Annotated in this window: 16 protein-coding genes and 3 pseudogenes; 5 read left to right on the top strand and 14 right to left on the bottom strand. The window is 48.0% G+C overall.

All coding sequences use genetic code 11. The features are described 5' to 3' along the window. Positions 1-174: 174 nt before the first annotated feature. Complete coding sequence (rpsD, locus tag ACTWJ7_RS13330) at positions 175-774, top strand: 30S ribosomal protein S4 (protein ID WP_024631144.1); 600 nt, start codon at positions 175-177, stop codon at positions 772-774. A 358-nt stretch (positions 775-1,132) separates the two neighbouring features. Continuing rightward, positions 1,133-4,251, top strand: a pseudogene (locus ACTWJ7_RS13325) (transglycosylase domain-containing protein). Between the two features lie 179 nt (positions 4,252-4,430). Here ACTWJ7_RS13325 and acsA read toward each other — a convergent pair. Beyond that, a pseudogene (acsA, locus tag ACTWJ7_RS13320) lies at positions 4,431-6,154 on the bottom strand (acetate--CoA ligase). A 453-nt stretch (positions 6,155-6,607) separates the two neighbouring features. Here acsA and ACTWJ7_RS13315 point away from each other — a divergent pair. After that, positions 6,608-7,240, top strand: a complete 633-nt coding sequence (locus tag ACTWJ7_RS13315) for a GNAT family N-acetyltransferase (protein ID WP_079349559.1) — start codon at positions 6,608-6,610, stop codon at positions 7,238-7,240. Between the two features lie 152 nt (positions 7,241-7,392). On the opposite strand, the pseudogene ACTWJ7_RS13310 reads toward ACTWJ7_RS13315, so the two are convergent. From ACTWJ7_RS13310 to ACTWJ7_RS13295, 4 genes and pseudogenes are all read right to left on the bottom strand, one after another. Then, positions 7,393-8,087 (bottom strand): annotated as a pseudogene (locus tag ACTWJ7_RS13310) (5'-methylthioadenosine/adenosylhomocysteine nucleosidase). A 158-nt stretch (positions 8,088-8,245) separates the two neighbouring features. Next, the gene (gene ccpA / locus ACTWJ7_RS13305) at positions 8,246-9,259 is read right to left on the bottom strand and encodes a catabolite control protein A (protein WP_024631149.1); all 1,014 of its coding nucleotides are present in this window, start codon (positions 9,257-9,259) and stop codon (positions 8,246-8,248) included. Positions 9,260-9,351: 92 nt separating this feature from the next. After that, on the bottom strand, positions 9,352-9,699 hold the full coding sequence (gene ytxJ, locus ACTWJ7_RS13300) for a bacillithiol system redox-active protein YtxJ (protein WP_079349561.1): 348 nt from the start codon (positions 9,697-9,699) through the stop codon (positions 9,352-9,354). Positions 9,700-9,821: 122 nt separating this feature from the next. After that, positions 9,822-10,235, bottom strand: coding sequence for a hypothetical protein (locus tag ACTWJ7_RS13295; protein WP_052016637.1), 414 nt, complete (start codon positions 10,233-10,235; stop codon positions 9,822-9,824). A gap of 275 nt (positions 10,236-10,510) precedes the next feature. Between ACTWJ7_RS13295 and ACTWJ7_RS13290 the strand changes: the two genes are divergently transcribed. Continuing rightward, a complete protein-coding gene (locus ACTWJ7_RS13290) occupies positions 10,511-11,035 on the top strand; it encodes a type 1 glutamine amidotransferase domain-containing protein (RefSeq protein ID WP_079349562.1) in 525 nt (174 codons plus the stop codon). A 116-nt stretch (positions 11,036-11,151) separates the two neighbouring features. Here ACTWJ7_RS13290 and ptsP read toward each other — a convergent pair whose 3' ends face one another. From ptsP to aroA, 4 genes are all read right to left on the bottom strand, one after another. Continuing rightward, on the bottom strand, positions 11,152-12,912 hold the full coding sequence (gene ptsP / locus ACTWJ7_RS13285; protein ID WP_079349563.1) for a phosphoenolpyruvate--protein phosphotransferase: 1,761 nt from the start codon (positions 12,910-12,912) through the stop codon (positions 11,152-11,154). Beyond that, positions 12,909-14,789 (bottom strand): glucose PTS transporter subunit IIA, encoded by a 1,881-nt coding sequence (locus ACTWJ7_RS13280; RefSeq protein WP_024631154.1) that lies wholly within the window; start codon positions 14,787-14,789, stop codon positions 12,909-12,911. The genes ptsP and ACTWJ7_RS13280 overlap by 4 nt, the downstream gene beginning before the upstream one ends. Positions 14,790-14,985: 196 nt before the next feature. After that, a complete protein-coding gene (locus ACTWJ7_RS13275; RefSeq protein ID WP_079349564.1) occupies positions 14,986-15,420 on the bottom strand; it encodes a CoA-binding protein in 435 nt (144 codons plus the stop codon). Positions 15,421-15,640: 220 nt separating this feature from the next. Further along, positions 15,641-16,936, bottom strand: a complete 1,296-nt coding sequence (gene aroA / locus ACTWJ7_RS13270; RefSeq protein ID WP_024631156.1) for a 3-phosphoshikimate 1-carboxyvinyltransferase — start codon at positions 16,934-16,936, stop codon at positions 15,641-15,643. Between the two features lie 164 nt (positions 16,937-17,100). Here aroA and ACTWJ7_RS13265 point away from each other — a divergent pair, with 164 nt between their 5' ends. Then, entirely contained in the window at positions 17,101-17,406 is a 306-nt protein-coding gene (locus ACTWJ7_RS13265; protein ID WP_024631157.1) for a rhodanese-like domain-containing protein, read from the top strand. A 184-nt stretch (positions 17,407-17,590) separates the two neighbouring features. Here ACTWJ7_RS13265 and ACTWJ7_RS13260 read toward each other — a convergent pair whose 3' ends face one another. The 5 genes from ACTWJ7_RS13260 to ACTWJ7_RS13240 all read right to left on the bottom strand — a co-directional run bounded on the left by ACTWJ7_RS13260 (position 17,591) and on the right by ACTWJ7_RS13240 (position 22,043). Then, positions 17,591-18,100, bottom strand: a complete 510-nt coding sequence (locus ACTWJ7_RS13260) for a shikimate kinase (protein WP_301877786.1) — start codon at positions 18,098-18,100, stop codon at positions 17,591-17,593. Positions 18,101-18,619: 519 nt separating this feature from the next. Next, a complete protein-coding gene (gene gndA / locus ACTWJ7_RS13255; protein ID WP_079349566.1) occupies positions 18,620-20,029 on the bottom strand; it encodes an NADP-dependent phosphogluconate dehydrogenase in 1,410 nt (469 codons plus the stop codon). A 171-nt stretch (positions 20,030-20,200) separates the two neighbouring features. Further along, on the bottom strand, positions 20,201-20,800 hold the full coding sequence (locus ACTWJ7_RS13250) for a hypothetical protein (protein WP_024631160.1): 600 nt from the start codon (positions 20,798-20,800) through the stop codon (positions 20,201-20,203). 344 nt (positions 20,801-21,144) lie between these two features. Further along, complete coding sequence (locus ACTWJ7_RS13245; protein ID WP_433921528.1) at positions 21,145-21,294, bottom strand: hypothetical protein; 150 nt, start codon at positions 21,292-21,294, stop codon at positions 21,145-21,147. Between the two features lie 17 nt (positions 21,295-21,311). Next, positions 21,312-22,043, bottom strand: coding sequence for an MFS transporter (locus ACTWJ7_RS13240; RefSeq protein ID WP_443145520.1), 732 nt, complete (start codon positions 22,041-22,043; stop codon positions 21,312-21,314). Between the last annotated feature and the right edge of the window lie 13 nt (positions 22,044-22,056).

Genomic DNA, 22,056 nt, shown 5'->3' with positions numbered 1-22,056 from the left:
AATGGGTCTTTAAATTTGGGCATTACCGGTTGTGTCACCCTCATTCTTTTTGTTGCTTTCAGGACAGCGGCTGAACTTTCCTGATCGTTTTATGCGAGGTATAGCCCGCATCAACAAATTGGAGCGCAAACAGAGCCCTATATGAACTTCAACTAAAAAGGAGCTACTTTAAACATGGCACGTTACACTGGTCCTAAATTTAAATTGAGCCGTCGCCTCGGCATTTCCCTGAGCGGAACAGGCAAAGAATTGAAACGTCCTTTCCCTCCAGGTCAGCACGGAGCTAACCAACGGAGAAAAATCAGCAACTACGGTATGCAATTGCAAGAAAAACAAAAACTGCGTCACATGTACGGTTTGGGCGAGAAGCAATTCCGCACTCTCTTTGCTAAAGCGCAAAAAATGCAAGGTATCGCGGGTGAAAACTTCATGTTCTTGCTTGAGAGCCGCCTGGATAACCTCGTATACCGCCTTGGATTCGCTAACTCCCGCGCTGGTTCGCGTCAGTTGGTATCCCACGGTCACGTAACTGTAAACGGCAAAAAAGTTGACATCGCTTCTTACCAAGTAAGCACTGGCGACGTTATCAGCCTGCGTGAAAGAAGCCGCGGTCTTTCTTCCGTTAAGGAAGCTATTGAAAACCGTTCGCATCTTCCGGCATACGTAGAATTCAACGATACTGCTCTGGAAGGTAAATTTATTCGTTTGCCTGAGCGTTCGGAATTGTCCCAAGACATCGACGAAAAACAAATCGTCGAGTTCTACAACCGTTAATCGTTGGAATTTCATTAAGCTTTACTCCAAACAGCTGTCGAGATTTTCTCGGCAGCTGTTTTTTTATTACAGAAGAAACAACAGGGAAAGAACAAGAAGGTCGTACCTGCACCTAATGCATGGATACGGCCTCCTTCGTATGGTTAGTCATCTATTTTCATCCACACTTGCATGCTTAATACTTCCACGTTTTACTGAAATTCTCCACGTCTTCTCATGATATGTAATTCAATTCCGTATGATATATATCATAATCCAAGAAAGAATGGCAATTTTCGACCATTGCTTGTATTTCTCAGGCATGCAAACCAGCCTTTTTATGCTATAATAAGTGCTGTTAAAAGGAGGAAGACACTGAATGGTTGATGTTAATAAGAATAAGCCCGATGAACAGCCTGCACGCAAGCGCAGCTTTGCCCGCAGACTGGGGAGTTTCGTCAAATGGATGGTTGTCCTGGGATTCATGGGGGTACTATTTGTAGGCGGTGCTCTGATGGGATACGTCAGTTCCATTGTGAAAGACGAACCCGTCCGTTCAAGGGCGCTGATTGAACAAAAAGTCAGCGAAAACTCCATCACAGGCTTTGCTTACTTTGCCGACGGCAGCCCGATCGGTCAATTACGAACAGAAGAAGACAGGCGTCCGGTCACGTTTGACCAGATTCCGCAAAAGGTTATTGATGCAGTCATTTCGATTGAAGACAATCATTTTTACGAACATAAAGGTGTAGACATGAGCGGAACGCTCCGAGCCGTGAAACAGAAAGTGCTGAAAGAATCTGTTCAAACGGGCGGAAGCACACTGACTCAACAATTGGCCCGGCGTGTATTCCTCAATCTGGATCGAACCGAGGACCGGAAAGTGAAAGAAATATTACTCTCGCTCCGACTCGAACGTTTCCTGACCAAAGACGAAATTATGACAGCGTATCTGAACAAGGTTCCTTTTGGTAACGGCTCCAGTGGATATAATGTATATGGAGTCAAGGCAGCTGCCAAAGGACTGTTCAATATCAATGATTTGAGCAAATTAAACACAGCTCAGGCTGCTTATCTTGCAGGTTTGCCTCAGCTCCCCTCCTCTTACTCTGCCTTTAATGGAAAAGGCGATTTTGTTGAGGATAATTTTGAGCGTGCAATCAATCGTCAGCATCTGGTCTTGCGCCGTATGCTGGAACTGGGCAAAATCGATCAATCTGAGTATGACGAAGCTCTTGCTTTTGACATCAAGAGTTCACTCGCACCCAAAACCATCAAAGCTTACAATACTTATCCATACCTTATGATGGAAACGGAACGACAAGCTGCACAGATTTTAATGCAACTCAATTCGGATAAAGCTGAAGGCACGGATGCCAAAGCGGATACTGCCAAGGATACGGATACCGATACACCGCAAAAAGAAAGCAGTGCCTTACTGGAGGAAGCCCAGCAGCAATTGCGTACTGGCGGATATCGTATCTACACGACCATCAACAAGAGTATCTATAAAACCATGCGTACGATTGCTGAAGATGACAGTAATTTCTCTGCTGACGATCCCGTGAAGGGAAAAGAACAGACAGCTGCCATGTTGATTAATCACAAAACAGGCGCTATTCTCGGCATGATTGAAGGCCGTGATTTCCAGGATGAGCAGATGAACTATGCAACCCAGATGGTGCGTCAGCCAGGTTCAACCATGAAACCTATTGCCGCTTATCTGCCTGCACTGGATGAAGGACTTGTTCAACCCGCTTCCATTATTGATGATTCACCGATTATTCTGAAGGACGGCACGAACGGATTCCATATTCCGAAAAATGCCAACAATCGCTACCAGGGACTTGTAACTGCCCGTAGAGCACTAAACTACTCGCTGAATGTACCTGCGCTGAAGCTGTTCAACGAGGAAGTTGGTATCGACAAATCATGGGCCTTTGCCAAGAAGCTGGGGATTACCACCATCCAGCCGGCTGATTACCAAGCTCAGACCGGTGTTCTTGGAGGACTTCAGTACGGTGTTACTGTCGAGGAGCTTACCAATGCCTATGGAGCCATCGCCAACAATGGTGTATACAATGATTCCTATATGATCAGCAAAATTGTAGACTCCAATGGCAACATCGTATATAAACACGATGTAGAACCTGTTCAGGCCTTCTCCGAACAGACGGCATACCTGATGACAGATATGCTTCGCACCGTTATTACGGAAGGTACAGCGGATAAAGTTCGTGAAAATTACAAGTACTCTAAAAGTGTGCCAATTGTAGGCAAAACGGGTTCAACCCAAAACTATGCGGATGTCTGGTTTGAAGGCTATACGCCGGATGTCACACTAGGTGTATGGGTGGGATACAAACAGCCGGTAAACACGCTGGAAACAAGATCACAGAAGAAACGTGCCCAGCAGCTGTGGACCCAAATTATGAATCAAGTCATCGCTACAGATAAAGAGATGTTTGTAACCGATTCGTTCAAGAAACCATCCGGAATCGAGACACGAACCGTATCGGCTTATAGCGGCAAATTGCCAACATCTCTGACGGACAGATTTGTCACTGATATTTTCAATAGCAAATTTGTGCCGAAGGATAGCGATGATGGCGTCGCAAAAGCCAAATATATCACTTACAATGGTGTCAACTACATTCCGCGTGATGAAACGCCTGGAGACATGACGAAGGAGAAAACGGTCGTCAAGCGCAAAAAACCGATCTCTGATCTCATCAAGGAACTTCAAAGTGCATTCTCACGCATGAGCCGTCACGAATCATTGGCTTATTACCTGCCGGAAGATGCCGATGCAGACATGCCGACACAGATTGATCCAAGAACAGATAACGGCAAGGCACCGGATGCACCAGGAAATGTAAGAATTTCCGTTGGTAACGGGAACGCCGTCATTACGTTTAATGCCACACCGGAAAGTGATGTGGTTGGTTATCGCCTGTATCGCTCAGTAAATGGTGCCGGATTCCAAAATCAGGGGCAGGTTGTCCTGACAGGTGAGTCCAGATCATTCAGCGCTTATGCACAAGGTGGGACTTTGCATTCTACGTTACAGCAGTGGATGTCGCTGGCCGAGAGTCCGCTCCTAGTGCAGCAGTTAGCAGCGCAGGAGTGGCACAGCCTCCTCCAGATGAAGAGATAAATGAACCGATTAATGTTCCGGGAACGGTCGTTACACCGGAAGATTCCCAGAATGAGAACGCCGCAACTACGGCTCCGGCTACACCGGGCCAAGTGAGCGTGTCGGCACTCTCCCAAGGACTTCGCATTCAGTGGGCCTCCAATCCGGAATCGGATGGCGTTCAAAGTTATGCTGTATATTTTAGTGAAACGGGCGCAGCCCCATACACCAAAATTGGCACAACTTCAGGTACCTCCATGGACTACGGAGTGCCTGCATCCACCAGTGGATGGTTCAAGGTATCTGCCAGCAACAGTATAGGCGAATCTGAAGCGTCCAGTGCCGTGCTTTTCCAACCGTAATACAGAGTTATCAAGATTCCACTTTTAACCCCATTCTCGTATGTTGAGGATGGGGTTTTTGTTTTGCATTGAAGCATTGATACCCAAAAGCAAAAGCCTGATCCGCAATGAAACACGGATCAGGCTTTGCATTTGAATCATGGGGCAGGCAGACGTGCTGCATCCTACTCGTTTACTCTTTAGTCTTCAATGGTCGATAGATCGCCTGTTGGCAGATCCAGCTCCCAGGCTTTCAACACACGGCGCATAATCTTGCCGGAACGGGTCTTAGGCAGTTTATCCTTGAACTCAATCTCACGCGGAGCGGCGTGGGCAGACAAGCCTTCTTTTACAAATCGATAGATCTCTTCCTTCAGCTCCGGTGTCGGCTCATACCCCTCACGCAGTGCCACAAAGGCCTTGATGATCTCTCCACGAGTTACATCCGGTTTGCCGATAACACCTGCCTCTGCTACCGCAGGATGCTCTACAAGCTTGCTCTCCACCTCAAAGGGGCCAATTCGTTCCCCTGAAGAATTAATGACATCATCAATCCGGCCCTGGAACCAGAAGTAGCCATCTTCGTCCATATAAGCAGAATCACCGGATACATACCACCCAGAAAGCCGGAAATACTCCTCGTATTTGGCCGGGTTATTCCAGATCTTCGCCATCATGGACGGCCAGGATGTACGAATTGCCAGGTTCCCCATACTGTATGGTGGCAATTCCTGTCCTTGATCATTAATAATGGCTGCATCAATTCCGGGCAATGGACGACCCATGGAACCTGGTTTGATCGGCATGCCCGGATAGTTACAAATCAGCTGTCCACCCGTCTCTGTCATCCACCAGGTATCGTGAATTCGCTGACCATAGGCTTTCCAGCCCCAACGAACGACCTCCGGATTAAGTGGTTCACCGACGGACATGACGTGACGAAGACTACTCAGATCATGCTGGGCAATGGTCTCTTCGCCGCACCCATCAGCATCCGGAAAGCAGTCGGCGCACTGTACCATACGGTGACTTTATTTTTCGCAATGGTGCTGTACCAGTCTCCTGGACTAAATCGTCCCCCACGAATAACGTTGGTTACGCCATTCAACCAGGGTGCAAAGATCCCGTAGGATGTACCTGTGACCCATCCCGGATCAGCTGTGCACCAGTATACGTCATCCTCGCGCAAATCCAGCACAACCTTGCCGGTATAATAATGCTGAATCATCGCATTTTGCACATGATATACACCTTTGGGTTTACCAGTAGAGCCGGATGTATAGTGAATCAGCAGACCATCTTCACGAGTCAGCCATTCCACTTCCATATCGTCCGAAGCTTGCGACATCTCAGCATCAAAGTCGATGAGCCCTTCTTCCGTCTGCGGACCGCCACCCACAACAAAGATATGCTTGAGTTCCGGCAGTTCGGAACGTTTAATTCGTCCCAGCAATTGAGGGGTCGTCACCAGTGCCACAGCTCCGCTATCCTCCAGCCGATCCTTCACCGCAGTTTCCATAAAGGCTTCAAATAGCGGACCTGCAATAGCTCCAACCTTCAATATGCCTAACAGACTGAAATAGAGCTCAGGACTGCGAGGCATAAAAATAAATACCCGATCTCCCTTGGCTATGCCATATTTGCGCAGTACGTTACCGAAGCGACTCGACTGCTCGCTCAAGTCAGCAAACGTGTACGCCTCTTCACGAGAAGCATCACTGTATAACAGTGCCGTTCTCCCGCCTCTTCCTTCCAGCACATGACGATCTATCGCTTCATGCGCCATGTTGACTTTCCCGCTGGCGTGCCACGTAAAGTGCCTTTCAACCGATTCCCAATCAAACCGGCTTCGGGCCTCCGTGTAATCGCCCAGATTAGATTCAGACACAACCGTTTGCAGCATCTCACCATGTGCTTGACTCATGCTTGCCAGCCTCCTTCAACTCGACATTTCGATTCCCATTATGGGTACTTCTGATTGCCTTTGTGTTGACTGAACTTCCAGTTAGCGCTTACATTAGTAGAGAGAACTTCTCATCATGTACTTGTCTGGTCAAACCGATGAACCCAAACTGCAGTTGAATTGTGAACATTTTTTGTCTACGCAATTATAGCAAATCTTTTCAATCATCGTCTATGGCTTTTCAAATTTTTGGTTTTTTGCTATAAATATGTGTTCAAAAAGATCGGTTTTCAGTACCAAGAAGATGGGATGAAGCTAGAAAGGGAGTAGCGGAGCGTAGGGAAAACTACGTGAGCAACGGACATTTCGGCTGAATTCCATATTCGATGCTGATGATGCCATTAGGCATCCTTCGTAATCAAAAGCGGACTTTTTGAACAGCCTCTACAAGTAGGGGAGAGAGGAGCATGAACCATGGAGCATATTAAGGAGCATCATGTGCGTTCCATCTTCAAGTCCGGCCACCGAATCATCATTGAGGGACCTGTTCAGGCCGAGACGATTAAGCAGCTTGAATTTCATACCGATCTCGATGCCTTCAGGCGCCCTTCGGAACAGCAGGAGGCATTAGCCGAAATTGCCGCCTTGCCCGAAGGTCGAATCATCATTGCACGGGAAAATGAGACCATTGTCGGTTATGTGACTTTTCATTATGCAGATGAATGCGAGCGTTGGTCGGAAGGCAACATGACCGATCTGATTGAGCTGGGCGCCATCGAGGTTGCCGATTCCTATCGTTCTCTCGGGATTGGACGCGAAATGCTGCTCACTGCGTTTGAAAACGGACAGATGGAGAAATATATCATATTCACAACGGAATATTACTGGCATTGGGATTTGAAAGGTAGCGCCCTTTCCGTATGGGATTACCGCAAGATGATGGAAAAATTGATGCAAACCGTAGACATGACCTGGTACGCCACCGATGATCCCGAGATTTGTTCACATCCGGCAAACTGCCTCATGGTCCGTATTGGCAGCCAAGTGCCTCTTGAATCGGAAGAACAGTTCGACCGTGTGCGATTCCGCCATCGTTTTATGTACTGATGACGAATCCACATGGATGATTTTGAAATAGGTATACATAGAAAAACCGCCCCTTCGTGAACAATTTCATCATGGATGATCTGCTACGAAGAAGCGGTTTTTTGTTGCCCTTTTAACTCTCTGCCACACTCAAAACATGCATATCTTAGGGTCTACATATGTTCCAGCATATGTTCCACAATTCGGTGGGAACGCTGGGAAGACTCGACCGTAAACTCGGCAAAGTTTACATGCGCTGATCCATCGGCTTTGTCAGACATAGCACGAAGTATAACGAAGGGAACACGATTCATGAAGCTTACTTGCGCTACGGCAGCCCCTTCCATCTCCGCACATGCCCCATCCATTTCAGTATACAGCATTTTCACGGTATCCTTGCTTGCAATGAATTGATCTCCTGACAGCACTTTACCGATCAGATAGTTCGCTCCCTGCGCTTTGCAAGCTTCTTCAGCTAATGCGATAAGTGATGCTTCCGCCGGGAAGGCAGACGTCTCCTGATAAGGTATAACTCCGCGCTCGAATCCAAGTGGGGTCACATCCATATCATGCTGTACACATACCGACGAGATAACCATATCCCCAATGTTTAATTCCGGATTAACCGCGCCGCGACACCTGTAAAAATAATACGGTTTACCTGAAAACGATCAATTAGAATCTGTGTCGTCACAGCCGCATTCACTTTACCTACGCCTGATTTGCAGACCACTATCTGCTTACCCAACCATTCGCCAGCGACATAGGTAATTCCGGTTTGTTTTACAGTCTCCAGTTGCTTCATACCAGCCAGGAGAAGTTCTACTTCCTCATCCATTGCACCAATAATGCCGATCGTTTCACGCATGTTCTGACCTCCTGTATACATTCTGCATGTTGAACCTGACCTTGTCCCATCCAGTATGATTTTCCTTTTAAGCTCAAAGTCCCATTCAGCACAAAAGCTCCGTTTCCGGAGCTTCCGTTATTCCACTATGTAGAGAGAATGTCTTCTCCCTTTCTTATTTAAACTACGTCTGCGTGGCTTACAGACAGACGGAGAATCGTTTCATGCGGCAAAATAACCCGTGGGTTCTCCACATTTTCCTTCTTCATCAGCTTGGTCAGCAAACGCATTGCTACAGCGCCCAGGTCATACATCGGTTGAGCTACAGTAGTCAGCTGAGGACGGACCATGGAAGCCATACGGATGTTATCCACACTAATGATGGAGAAGTCATCCGGTACTTTCAGACCTTCATCCTGAATGCTGTGAATAGCACCGATCGCCATCTCATCTGTTGCAGCGAAGATTGCCGATGGTTTTTTCTTCAATCCGAGGAAATACTTCATCGCTTCCACACCAGACTCATAACGATAGTTACCAATGCGTACGAGATCTTCCTGGTATTCCATACCTGCTGCTTCAAGTGCTTTCTTGTAGCCTTGGAAACGAGCATAACCGTTGGCAGGATCCTGCAATGTACCACTGATCATTGCGATTTCCTTGTGTCCATGACGAATCAACGTGTTTACAGCGTCAAATGCCGCAGCTTCATGATCGATATCTACAGAAGGATACGTGCCCTTCTCGTCACTTGTTGCACAGAGAACGATCGGCACAGCCGCTGACTGGAACGCCTGAATATGCTCGTCCGTTACCGTTCCACCCATGAAGAGCAGACCGTCTACCTGTTTCTCCAGCAATGTGTTAATTACACGAATTTCTTTTTCTTTCTTCTTGTCCGCGTTACACAAAATAATGTTGTAGTGATACATATTCGCGATATCTTCAATCCCGCGGGCAATCTCTGCAAAGGTTGAGTTCGAAATGTCCGGAATAACGACCCCGACCGTGGTTGTCTTCTTGCTCGCCAAACCTCTGGCTACCGCATTCGGACGATATCCCAACCGATCGATGGCTTCATATACTTTTTTGCGCGTCTGTGGCTTCACATTAGGGTTATTATTAACAACCCGTGATACCGTTGCCATAGAGACACCGGCTTCACGTGCCACATCATAAATGGTTACCGTCACAGTACTTCTCTCCATTACCAGTAAATTTTCATACCATTTTCATTAAGATTTATATTACGACAAATTTATGCATTAATCAATTAAAATAGGCTTTAGGACTCACGCAGTGCTTTCGTGATTGTGGTTGAAGTAATATCCGAGTGGGAAGTATGCCATACAGGAATTCCCTTTTTGACTAGAATCGCCTGCGGAGATTCGTGCTTAACACCCAGCTTGTCCGCTGCTTCGTTGGATACAGGGCGATCTTCCACTACATAGATGATACCGTATTTCACTTGTTCATTTGGACTATTTTGCAAATAATCGTTCATCTCCTGATAGGCGCTCGCGCTGATCGGGCAGCGTGTACTGTGCTTAAACAGAAGCAAAGGTTGATCCTCGGTAGCCTCCACTGCGGAGTTTAGCTGTTCAATACTTGTCATTTTAGTCATGTCAGCCATTTGATATACATCCCCCTTTACCAGGAATACCGCTATGTTGAGCGTTTTCACTCTACGATATCTTAACAAAAAGCGGGCGAAAAAGCCAATTTTCATGAAAACAAGCATTTTGCACGTCAAAATTAGACAGCATTCGAGAAATGCGCCTGCCATACAAATCCAGATAATTGACCCAATCTGCGCTGTGTTGTTTCGATCCATTCCTCATCATTAGACTTTTGGGCGTACCCCATAATGTCCAGCAGCAGGTTAATTCGCTCTTCCACAGCACATTGCATCCGATGCTCCATCTCTCGATCCGTAGCGTCAGGCCAGGCCAGCAGCTGCTCATGAAAAAGGTCTGCAAGTTCATTTCGCTCTCCAAACGATACATCCTGTTTGGCAGGTTGTTCCCCAAGTGTACTGATGCACTCTTTCAAATCCGGCTTGACCGGCTGAAGCACTTCATAGGAAACGCAGTCTGTACAAGCAAATACAGGTACGTTACGAATCTCCACCTTTTTGGCGTATACCACCGTTCTTAATTCAAGTTCCATTACATGTCCGCATCTGCACGTCTTACGCACAGTCATCACCTCATTCGTTCTATACTCTTATATAGATACCATTCGACCTATTTCCGCTCAAATCCTGCTATAAACCATAGGTTGCACAAATTACCACTACCTCCAGATGAAGGTTGTCGAATGCAGGCATACATTGAGTTGGAATCGCTTACGTGATGGAGAAAATGCATGACAATGAAGTCACTGTGAGAATCTGTTACAATAAGGACGCTATGTACTAATTACCGCAAAAGGAGAGATGATGAATGAGATTAACAGGCAAAAAAGTCATCGCCCTGGTCGATGAAGAATTCGAAGATCTGGAACTGTGGTATCCGGTGCATCGTGTCCGTGAGGAAGGCGCTGAGGTGCATCTCGCCGGAGAGAAAAAAGGTAAAATCTACATCGGGAAATATGGTGTTCCCGCCGAAGCAGAATACAGTTTTGATGAACTGGATAGTTCACAATACGATGGTATTCTTGTACCCGGGGGTTGGGCTCCGGACAAGCTTCGGCGCTACCCTAAAGTAATTGAACTGGTTAAGGAAATGCACGCGGAGCGTAAGCCCATCGGACAGATCTGTCACGCAGGGTGGGTGCTGATCTCAGCTAAAATACTGGATGGGGTTACGGTCACATCTACGCCTGGAATCAGAGATGACATGGAAAATGCCGGGGCTATCTGGAAAGATGAAGCCGTTGTTGTGGATGGTCACATCATTTCAGCTCGTCGTCCACCTGACCTTCCTCCGTATGGCAAAGCATTTTGCGATGCACTTGCTGACAAATAAAGCAAAGCCCCACACCATATGGTGTGGGGCTTTATCCTATGAAATAAAGACTATTTTCCAAAATTGTACAAAAGTTAATATTTTCACTTAAAGGTATTTATTTGAAAATATCCTGTTCAAGATGCATTCGATCCACTCTGTTCATCCGGACTGCCCATCGAATCATTGAAGACCTGCAGACGTTGTTCGATATCCGCACTTGTCCGCAAGGTGAAGCATTCAGATGCTGCCTCTTTGGCAGCAGCGGCTGTTGTATTCAAGACCCTGTGCTTGACACGCAGCAAGGATTGCGGGGACATGCTCAGATTGCTAATTCCAAGCTCAAGCCACAGGGGAATTGAACGTTCGTCTCCTGCCATCTCTCCACACACACTGATATCAATCCCTGCCGTATGGGCAGCATCCACTGTCGCGCGCAGCATGCGCAGTACAGCCGGATGATACGGATGATACATATGTGCAATCTGCTCATTCATTCGATCTACCGCCAATACATACTGCACGAGATCATTCGTACCGATACTGAAGAAATCAGCTTCCTCTGCAAGCAGGTCCGCTATCATCACCGCTGCCGGAACCTCAATCATGATGCCTACCTGAATATGCGGATCATACGGCAATTGGCGCTCATCCAGATCAGACATCGCTTCACGCAGGATTTCATTGGCCTCCTGAAGTTCTTCTACCGAAGAGATCATCGGGTACATAATTTTGACATTGCCCGCAGCACTGGCGCGCAGAATGGCTGTAAGCTGTGTTTTGAACAGATCTTTACGGTCCAGACTGATTCGAATCGCTCGATATCCCAGAAACGGGTTATCTTCTTCGGGAAGTTCGAAATAGTCGAGCTGCTTGTCACCACCGATATCGAGCGTACGAATGACGACAGACTGACCTGCTGTTTTCTCAGCAACAAGACGATAAACCTCATACTGTTCCTGCTCACCCGGGAACGTAGCCCGATCCATGTACAGGAACTCTGTCCGGAACAAGCCGACTCCCTTGGCCCCGTGTTTCAATGCCAAATCCAGTTCCTTAACGGAGCTGATATTGGAAGCCAGATGCAGAACGGAGCCGTCTTTGGTTACGGCATCCACTGTTGCAAGTACCTGCAGCTGTTCTTTTTTCTTCAATTGTTTGCTGCGAATCATCGTGTAACGCTCAATCGTCTTGCGATCCGGCTCCGTAAAGACGAGACCGTTATCTCCATCCACAACCAACATATCTCCGGTCTCTACCGGCATGCCAAGACTCGCTTCCAGACCGGAAACGAGAGGAATACCAAGGGCACGAGCCATAATGGCCGAATGTGACGTTTTGCCTCCGATGAGTGTCACAATGCCCAGCACGTGGCTTGGATTCAAATGCGCCAATTGAGAGGGAGACAGCTCTTTGGCCACGAGTATATAAGGCTGGGTATCCGATGGGAGCGTAATCTCCGGTGCGCCCAGCAGATGTTTTAACAAGCGGTTACCCACGTCCTTGATGTCGATGGCCCGCTCCTTCATATACTCGTCGTCGAGCAGGTCAAACATGGTGACAAAATGGTCAATAGCTTCTTTGACGGCTACTTCTGCCGCCTTGTACTGCCGTTCAATAATACCGCGAATTTCGTTCATGAATACCGGATCTTCCAGAATGGCCAGATGCGCATCAAAGATGCTGGACTCTTCAGGACCGACCACTTCCTTGAACTCGTTCTTGATATATTCAATCTCATCCTTTGATGTCCGTATGCCCTCGTACAGCCGTTCGAACTCTTGGGCGAGATCCACCGAATCCATCTTCTGATCCGGCAGATCCCATTCCCAACTGGGCAGGACAAATGCTTTGCCGATGGCTATGCCTGCAGCGCCGTTGATGCCTTGTATCTTCATTCTACCCCTCCAACGTTCCTGTCATAGAGCACCACGGACATAACGGATGCCTGACCTTTCTTAACTTGCTTAAATGGAGCAAAGCTCCATGATTTGACTCGATCTGGATTCGTAATTACCATTGGTGTCGTCAGCGATGCCGCCTCGGCTCGCAATACAGCCAGGTCAAATTTGATTAACAATTGCCCCGGCTCCACCGTATCCCCTTCCTGAACAAAGGCTTCAAAATGCCCTTTGAGTTGGGAGGTATCGATACCGATATGCAGCAGGACTTCAAGTCCTTCCCGGGTTGAAATACCCAGAGCATGCATCGTCGGATACAAGTGCATAATTGTTCCATACACGGGTGAGACGAGCTCTCCCTTTTCCGGGACAAAGGCTACGCCATCGCCCACAAGCTTGGCTGCAAATATCTGATCCGGCACCTCTTCAATCGGTAACATTTTACCCTGCACAGGAGCGCAGAATAGAACCTGCTGCAGATCGCGTTCGAGCAGCTTCGCAATCTCTTCCCGAATCAATTCCGAGTAGGTGCCAAATACCACTTGTACGTTACCGCCACCCAGCTTGATGAGACCTGCGGACCCCATACTCTTCATTGCACCTGTATCGATTAACCGATCATTATGCACTGTGAGGCGAAGTCGCGTAATGCAGGCCTCTACCTGCACAATGTTTTCTTTCCCGCCCAGCGCTTCCAAAATGAGAGGAGCCTGATAAGGAATGTTACCTACCCAATCTTCCAGCATGGAGCCCTCTTCACGCCCTGGAGTCGGAATCTTGAACGTGCGAATCGCCCACCTGAACAGGAAATAATAGACCAACCCATATAGTATGCCAATCGGTATGAGCTTCCAAGCATTCTCCGATAGATGGAAATTGAGTATGTAATCAATAATGCCAGCCGAATAAGAGAACCCATGGCGTATATCAAGCCAGTAACTGATCCACATCGCAAGTCCCGACATGACCGCATGCACGATGAACAGATAAGGTGCTGCGAACAAAAAGGCAAATTCGATCTGCTCCGATACCCCTGTCAGGAAACAAACGAGTGCGGAAGTGAGAAATGTTTTTTTGATTTTCGGCTTCAGGTCTTCCCTTGCCTCCTGAATGATCGCAAAGGCAATCGCTGGAATCGCAAACATCATGATCGGGAACAAACCAGCCATAAAAAATCCTGCTGTTGGATCACCTGCAAAAAATCGCGGTAAATCCCCTTGAACAATGTTTCCATCTGCTGTCTCATACGTCCCCAGTTGGAACCAAAATACATTGTTAAGCAGATGGTGCAATCCGAAGGCAACCAATACCCTGTACAGGACCCCATAAATGAACAGCCCAAAACCGCCGAGACTGTATTCCCAGGTGGCGATGGCGTTCAATCCATGTTGAAGAATGGGTGCAATCCATAACATAAAGAAGGAAAACAGGGCTGAGCAGAGTCCAACAATGAGCAAAACAAACCTGGAACCACCGAAAAATTGTAAAATTTCAGGCAGTTTAATGCTTTTGAACCGATTATGCGTCACCCCGGCAAGTGCGCCGAGAATAATTCCGATTAAGGAAGCAGGTTGAACGGTGCCATCGCCGAAGTTGCGAGTCACCTGATCATATATCACAATACCAGCCAGAGCGGCGAGTCCCGCTTGTCCGGCCTGGTTGGAGAGTCCCAGCGCTACGCCGACAGCAAACAAATACGGCAAAAAATAAAAAATACCGTGTCCGGCCACGGTAGACACTTCACCAACAACTTTCAATCCCCAGGCGTCCCAGGGCAAACTGCCAACACTCAGCAAAATTGCGGCGGCGGGCAGGACCATTGTAGGCAGCATTACCGCTCGTCCGAGCTGCTGCAAGGATCCGAGCCAATTCATGGCGACCTCTCCTTTCTATCCTAGATGGTAAGCTTTACGCAACGTTTTGTCAAAGCAAAACAGTAAGCTGTTGGCAATTTGGTTACCGCTTGGATTTAACTTTATGCGACCCTCTTCTGTAAACTATATTCTGCGTTTCAATTATACAACAGCAAAAATCCCGTCAACGTTGACGGGATTTTTGCTTGATCGAGATTTAACCGCGTCCAGCACCACGCAGAACGATGGAATCCTCCACCTTGATACAACGATTCGTCACCGCTGTCATGCCGTTCTCATCAGCAATCTGTACGGCCTCATCACTGTGGATACCAAGCTGAAGCCACAATACATTTGCTTTGATCGCGGCAGCTTCACGAGCGACATCCGCGCAATATTCATCGCGGCGGAATACGTTCACGATATCGACTGGCTCAGGGATATCCGCAAGAGTTGCATATACGGTCTCACCGAGAATCTCACCTTGTACCTGTGGATTTACCGGAATGATGCGATACCCTCTGCTTTGCATGGCTTCCGCTACCATATAGGAAGTGCGATCTGATTTGTCCGATAAGCCGACGACTGCGATGTTGCCTGCCTTGCGCAAAATTTGTCCAATTTCTTCACGAGTAGGGTTGTTAAATTCCATGTTCAAGCACCATCCTTTTCTGCTTAAAGTGCGTGTTCAAAAAGACCGGTTTTCAGTACCGAGAAGATGGGATGCAGCTAGAAATGGAGTAGCGGAGCGTAGGGAAAACTACGTGAGCAACGGACATTTCGGCTGAATTCCATATTCGATGCTGATGATGCCTCCAGGCATCCTTCGTAATCAAAAGCGGTTTTTTGAACAACTTCTTAAACGTGTTATTTTACTCTTTTACCCATTGAACCGAGGCGCCAAGCGCCTGCAAATGATCAAAATATTGCGGATAAGACTTCGCTACATGGTGTGCATCCCGAATACGAAGCGGTTCTTTGGAACGCAGACCGACAACGGTCAGTGCCATAATTACGCGATGATCGTAGTGAGCATTAATCTCAACGCCGCCTTCAACGCCTTCCGGACGACCATGTACGATAATTTCGGCTTGGCGTTCCTCTACATTGGCTCCTGCTTTCCGCAGTTCGTTCAAATAATCCGTAATTCGGTCACATTCCTTGTAACGTAAGTTCTCTACATTATAGAACCGTGAGGTGCCTTCCGCAAACACAGCTGCCGCTACCATTGCCAAAACCGCGTCTGTCGCGGCATCTCCGTCGAATTCCACGGCTTTCAATCTACCGTTACCTTGAACGTGTACCACATCGTTCTCGTGCGTCAACGGCACTTCCATCATGCGCAGAACGTCAACAATGGCACGTTCACCCTGTTTGCTCTGTTCCATCAATCGCAAAATTTTAACATCCGATTGGGTGACAGCCGCGGCCGCGAGAACAGCTGCTGACCCCGGGTAGTCTCCTTGAACCGTATATGTTTGTGGTTTATAGGCTTGACCGCCAGGTACGCGGAAGGACATGTAATCATCACTCGCATGAATGACGATGCCCGCCTGTTCCAGTACTTCCAGCGTCTGACCAATGACCACTTTGGATTTCAAGTCGTTCAATACTTCAATGGTGCTGTCTTCGGCCAGAAGAGGCGTGACAAACAGTAATGCGCTCAAGTACTGGGAGCTAACCGAACCGGATACACGGATATGACCACCCTTGGCCTGACCACCTTTGATCGTGATTGGCAAGCGCCCTTGTTCGTGCTGTACGTCAACACCAAGCTGACCAAGTGCATCGATCAGGTCATCATGCGGGCGTTTGCCAAGAGAATCCGGGTACGTATTCACAAACGTAACCTCAGGGCAAAGTGCAGTTACCCCCATCAGGAAACGGAGCACTGCACCCGCATTGCCTACATTCAATTCACGCACATCCCGTGGATGGCTGCCGAAGCCCTGGATGACGATTTTGCTGTCATCTTCTTCAAGGACTGCTCCAAGATCACGAATACATCTGCGCATTGCGTCACTATCTTCACTATGGGCCGGGTAATGGATCGTACTCGTGCCTTCTGCCAATGCGGCAGCAAGCAGGTAGCGTGTAGTGTAGTTTTTGGAAGACAAAGCTCCAATTTCCCCGTTCAGGGATGGGGTCGGTTTAACGATAACGTCCATGGATGAAATTCTCCTTCATTGATTATAATGTGCTTCGTTAGATGATCCTGCTACGTATTTGGTTCAGGATACATGTGGTGATGCTATACTGCCAAATTGACATTCCATACATCGCTTGGGTATCATTATAGGCGTTAAGTCCATACAGAAAAGAGGACCTGAATATGACACAAATTGCTGAAATTGAACCTTCTGAGCTGCGCCGCCGTTTGCAGGCGGGAGAGAAGCTGCAGATGATAGACGTCCGTGAGGACGATGAAGTCGCACAAGGCATGATCGAGGGAGCCAAACACATCCCACTCGGACAGATTCCGGACAGACTGTCTGAAATTCAAAAGTCCGGTGAGATTGTTCTGATCTGCCGCAGCGGTTACCGCAGCGAGCGTGCCTGTGAGTATTTGCAGCAGCTCGGATATGATGGCTGCACCAATATGGTTGGCGGCATGCTGCAATGGCAGCAGGAAGACTAAAAAGCATCAGGATCGGAATATAGGGGTTAGGATAGCTGCAATCAGCAGTTCATCATAAGCCCTGTACATTCTGATCCTTACAGTCAATCAAACGGGCCAATCGGCCCGTTTTTCACATCTATCCGCCAGAATTACACGACCCCACTCACCACTAACATCCTTCGGCATAGAAACAATTACAAGCTTAGACGCGGTAATGCGCTAAAATTAAACGAGTCACTTCAGAAGCGGATAACTCGGTTGTATCCACCGTGTAATGCGCAAACCGATATGCGTCCTTCCGTTCCTGCATAATGGTCTGAATGCGTTCCTCCGCATTGCCTGCCAAGAGAGGACGATTATCACAGCCGCTGACGCGTTCTACAATCACTGCCGGATCGGCAGTCAGAGCAACCACCCAGCCGTTCTTCGACATGACATCACAGTTATCCGAACGCAGAACGACACCGCCCCCGGTTGCAATCACCTGCGACTTCTTCTCCAGCACCGAGCACAGCATACGGCTCTCGGCATCGCGGAAATACGTCTCTCCCTTGCCTGTGAACAATTCAGGAATCGTACAGCCTTCCTCTTTCTCCACCGCAGCGTCCACATCAATCAGTCGGTATCCCAGCTCTCGAGCGAGCATATCAGCGACGGTTGATTTGCCAGTTCCCATCATGCCGATGAGAATAATATTATTAGACTTGCTCAAGGTGTACACTCCTTTAATTCAAGCAATTCGTGAGCACTTTTGTCCTATCATAACACAGCCCTGCGGACTGGGGAAGGCTATCCTACTAACGACTCCCCTCCAGTAGCCACAAGCACATCTAAGGTAATTCAAAGCAAGTCCATTTACTCCATAGATTTCGAACGAACTCAGATGAGCTTATTTCTGAATTTTAGCTGATTATAAAATTGTAACGAATCTCAGAAAACTTATTTTTCTAAAACACCCTCAAAACAGCAAAATTTCGCTCCAAATGATCTAAATAGAACCTTCTGAGTTCGTTAGAGAATAGAAAAGGCTCATATCCACGAAATAGAGCTTCTCGGGTTCGTAAGATGTAGAACCAGCTTACCATGCGGTTAAAAAAAGGACCTGGAGCTCATCGGTATGAACCGACTCTCCAAGTCCCTTTTTCCAAGCAATCGTCCATGCCTTTCTTCCAGCCAAGGCTCCTGATTCAGGACGCTTTAGCCAAACTCACGGACTTGCGTATATACATTACTATTCCATCCAGTTGTGGTGGAAGCTGCCTTCTTTGTCCAGACGTTTGAACGTATGTGCGCCGAAGTAGTCACGTTGTGCTTGCAACAGGTTTGCAGGCAAACGCTCTGTGCGATAACTATCGTAGTAGGACAATGCACTGGAGAATCCAGGAACCGGAACCCCTTGAGTTACTGCAGCAGCCACAACTTCACGCCATGCACCTTGGTAGGATTCAACAATGTTTTGGAAGTATGGGTCCAGAAGCAGGTTTTTCAGTGCTGCATCCTTGTCATACGCTTCTTTAATGTTTTGCAGGAACTGCGAACGGATGATGCATCCACCACGGAAGATCATCGCGATGTTGCCGTATTTCAGATCCCAGCCGTACTCGTCCGAAGCTGCGCGCATTTGGGCAAAGCCTTGTGCGTAGGATACGATTTTACTTGCAAACAGCGCTTTGCGTACATTCTCGATGAACGCTTTTTTGTCACCGGAGAATGCCTCAACCGCAGGTCCGTTCAGGATTTTGCTCGCTGCCACACGCTCGTCTTTCATCGCAGACAGGAAGCGGGAGAATACGGATTCCGTAATCATGGACAAAGGTACGCCGAGATCCAGCGCGCTTTGGCTTGTCCATTTGCCTGTTCCTTTTTGTCCGGCTGCATCCAGAATGACATCAACCATTGGTTTGCCGGTTTCCGGATCGTATTTGGAGAAGATGTCTGCCGTGATTTCGATCAGGTAGCTGTCCAGCTCTCCCTGATTCCATTCTGTAAAGATGGCATGAAGCTCCTCAACGGACACATTCAACACGGATTTGAGCAGGTGGTAAGCTTCACCAATCAACTGCATGTCTCCGTATTCGATACCGTTGTGCACCATTTTCACATAGTGTCCGGCACCGTCTGGTCCGATATATGTACAACAAGGATCGTCACCGACTTTGGCCGAAATGGCTGTCAGGATCGGTTCAACCAGCTTGTACGCACTCTCTTGTCCACCTGGCATGATTGCCGGGCCTTTCAACGCGCCTTCTTCCCCACCGGATACGCCTGTACCGATGAAGCGAATGCCTTTGTCTTCAAGCTCTTTGCTGCGACGTTGGGTGTCAGGGAAATAGGCGTTACCGCCATCAATGATGATGTCGCCCTCATCCAAATGAGGAAGCAGTTGCTCAATGGTTGCGTCGGTTGCGTAACCGGCTTGTACCATGATCAGGATTTTGCGCGGGGATTCCAGGGATGCCACAAACTCTTCAATGGAGAATGTGCCTGTCAGGTTTTTACCTTCGGCTTCTTTCAGAAGATCGTTGGTTTTCTCCGGGGAACGGTTAAATACCGATACCGAGAAACCTCTGCTTTCAATGTTAAGGGCCAAATTTTTGCCCATTACTGCAAGTCCAATGACACCGATCTGTTGTTTCGCCATCTGGTCCTCCATCCTTTGCTCCAATTAATTTTATTGAAATGTACTCTCAACAATACCCTCATTTTAACGGTTTTACGCATAGAAGTGAACCCCGGACCATGGTCGCACAGCGAGAAAACACCCCAATTGCCTGAGGTGTTCATCGTATTTTCATAAATACAGCGTTAAATGTCAGCCTTCCAGCATCAACATATGCCCTGACAACTGCTTTAGGACTTTACGACAGGCATCTGCTTTTTCGATATTATCCATCTGAATCGCGGCATGCAGACGCTCCAGTTCATCGTCCACTTCCATACGTAACAGCAGGAGACGCTCCTCGCCTTCGCGCGAGAGGAACATTTCTTCCATTTCTTCCGCCGTCGGCGCAGGTTCCTTTTGAAAAATAACGCGCTGTTTGAACCCGGACACTTCAACGAGACGGATGACTTCACCAAACAAAATGTTCTCCACGGTCATCTGCTGATCCTTAAACCGTTTCACAACGGCATGCCCGCGCGTATCCCCAATCAGCTTCTCCAACCATTCCGCAAGCTTTGCATCCTTGATAATATAATCCCCTGTCATCTTGTAATTCCCACTGCGCGTCTGTTGAAAACGGAGCTTTACCAGCTTGCGTCCGGTGCGAACTGACAGAATAAAGAAGGATTCGTCCTCGCTCCAATATAGTGAATACCCCTCACGAATAAGGTCTTTGATCAAATTTTGGATATGCCGACGGTTGAACCGCAGCTCCAGATTGCAATATTCAACTTCATAACTCTTATTCACGGCACTCCCTCCATCTGTACCGGAGATGCTCCGGTCATCTTCTTCAATCGCTTCTACTCAATCGGCTTACCCTATTTTATACTTCATTTTATGTAAGGGTACTTGGTTATTTGACTATTTTTCACCGATTGATCTGAGGGATCGCAGCTTTCCGCAGATGCACAGGGCAAGCCCCCGATTTTCATGCTATGATGGACGCGAAATGAAGGTATACACGGGCAGAATTACCTTCTGGTCGTTAGCTGAATGGATGCATTATCTACACAAAAAGGGAGTTCCACAACCTGTACGGTCGTTGGAACTCCCTTTTCTTATCAACTCATCCTCATCGGACTTCAATGGCATCATTTGGCAGGGGCCGTACGATACGGTTTACGGGATAACACATAGTGCACAACAGCAAGTCCAGCCATAACGACAGCACTTCCGATAAATGGAGCCGGATGACTAATGTGATCCCACAGCAGTCCGGATACAATCGGCCCTACGACCATGCCTGACCCCTGTAGGGTTAGGAAGAACCCCAGATCGCTCCGCGTTCTCCCTGAGGAATCAATGTGGCTACAAACGCATTCCAAGCCGGAAGAATCATCGCATAGCTGACACCTACCAGCATAACGACGCCGAACACCACAGGAATGGACGTAATGGATGAAAATGCAAACAGACTTGCTGCTGCCATCAAAAAACCGATGTTCAGGAACGGCGCCGTTCCAAACCGGTCTACCATTTTCCCTACAGGCAGCAGTGCAATAACCGTAATCCCACCCCCTGCTATCAGCAACAGGCTGTACAGGTTGGGGGAGATATGCAGGTCTGTGCGTGTGTATAGCGTGATCACCGGACTTAGCAGACCAATTACAAAGGACTGCATGAAAAGTGCAGGATATACAAGCGGATTCACATTAAGAGTACTACGTACCCGTTGCAGTGTGCCCTGGACGCTCTTTTTGAGTCGAATGAAAGGCGTAAGCAAATTCGGTTTAGCCGGATATTTCATATCCGCCCGCTTGCTCTCCCCTTCCGCATGCTCTCCCTCAACAACGACACGTCCGGGCAAAATCAGCGCGACCAGAATGACCAGAATGGCAACACCCATCAATATCAGGAAAATGGTGCGATAATCGTGATGCGTCCGTTCCAGAAGCCAGTTCATGCCGATTGGACCAAGTCCGGTCCCTCCAAGAGCCGCCATCTCCAGCGCTCCCATGGCTGTACCGTTCTTGTTCTGCGGCCCCGACATCGCCGTCACACCT

Origin of the sequence: Paenibacillus sp. 1A_MP2 (assembly GCF_052244825.1) — a bacterium.
Lineage (GTDB): Bacteria > Bacillota > Bacilli > Paenibacillales > Paenibacillaceae > Paenibacillus > Paenibacillus vandeheii.
Note: the sequence above shows the minus strand (reverse complement) of the source record. Positions and strands in the feature narration are given on the sequence as shown.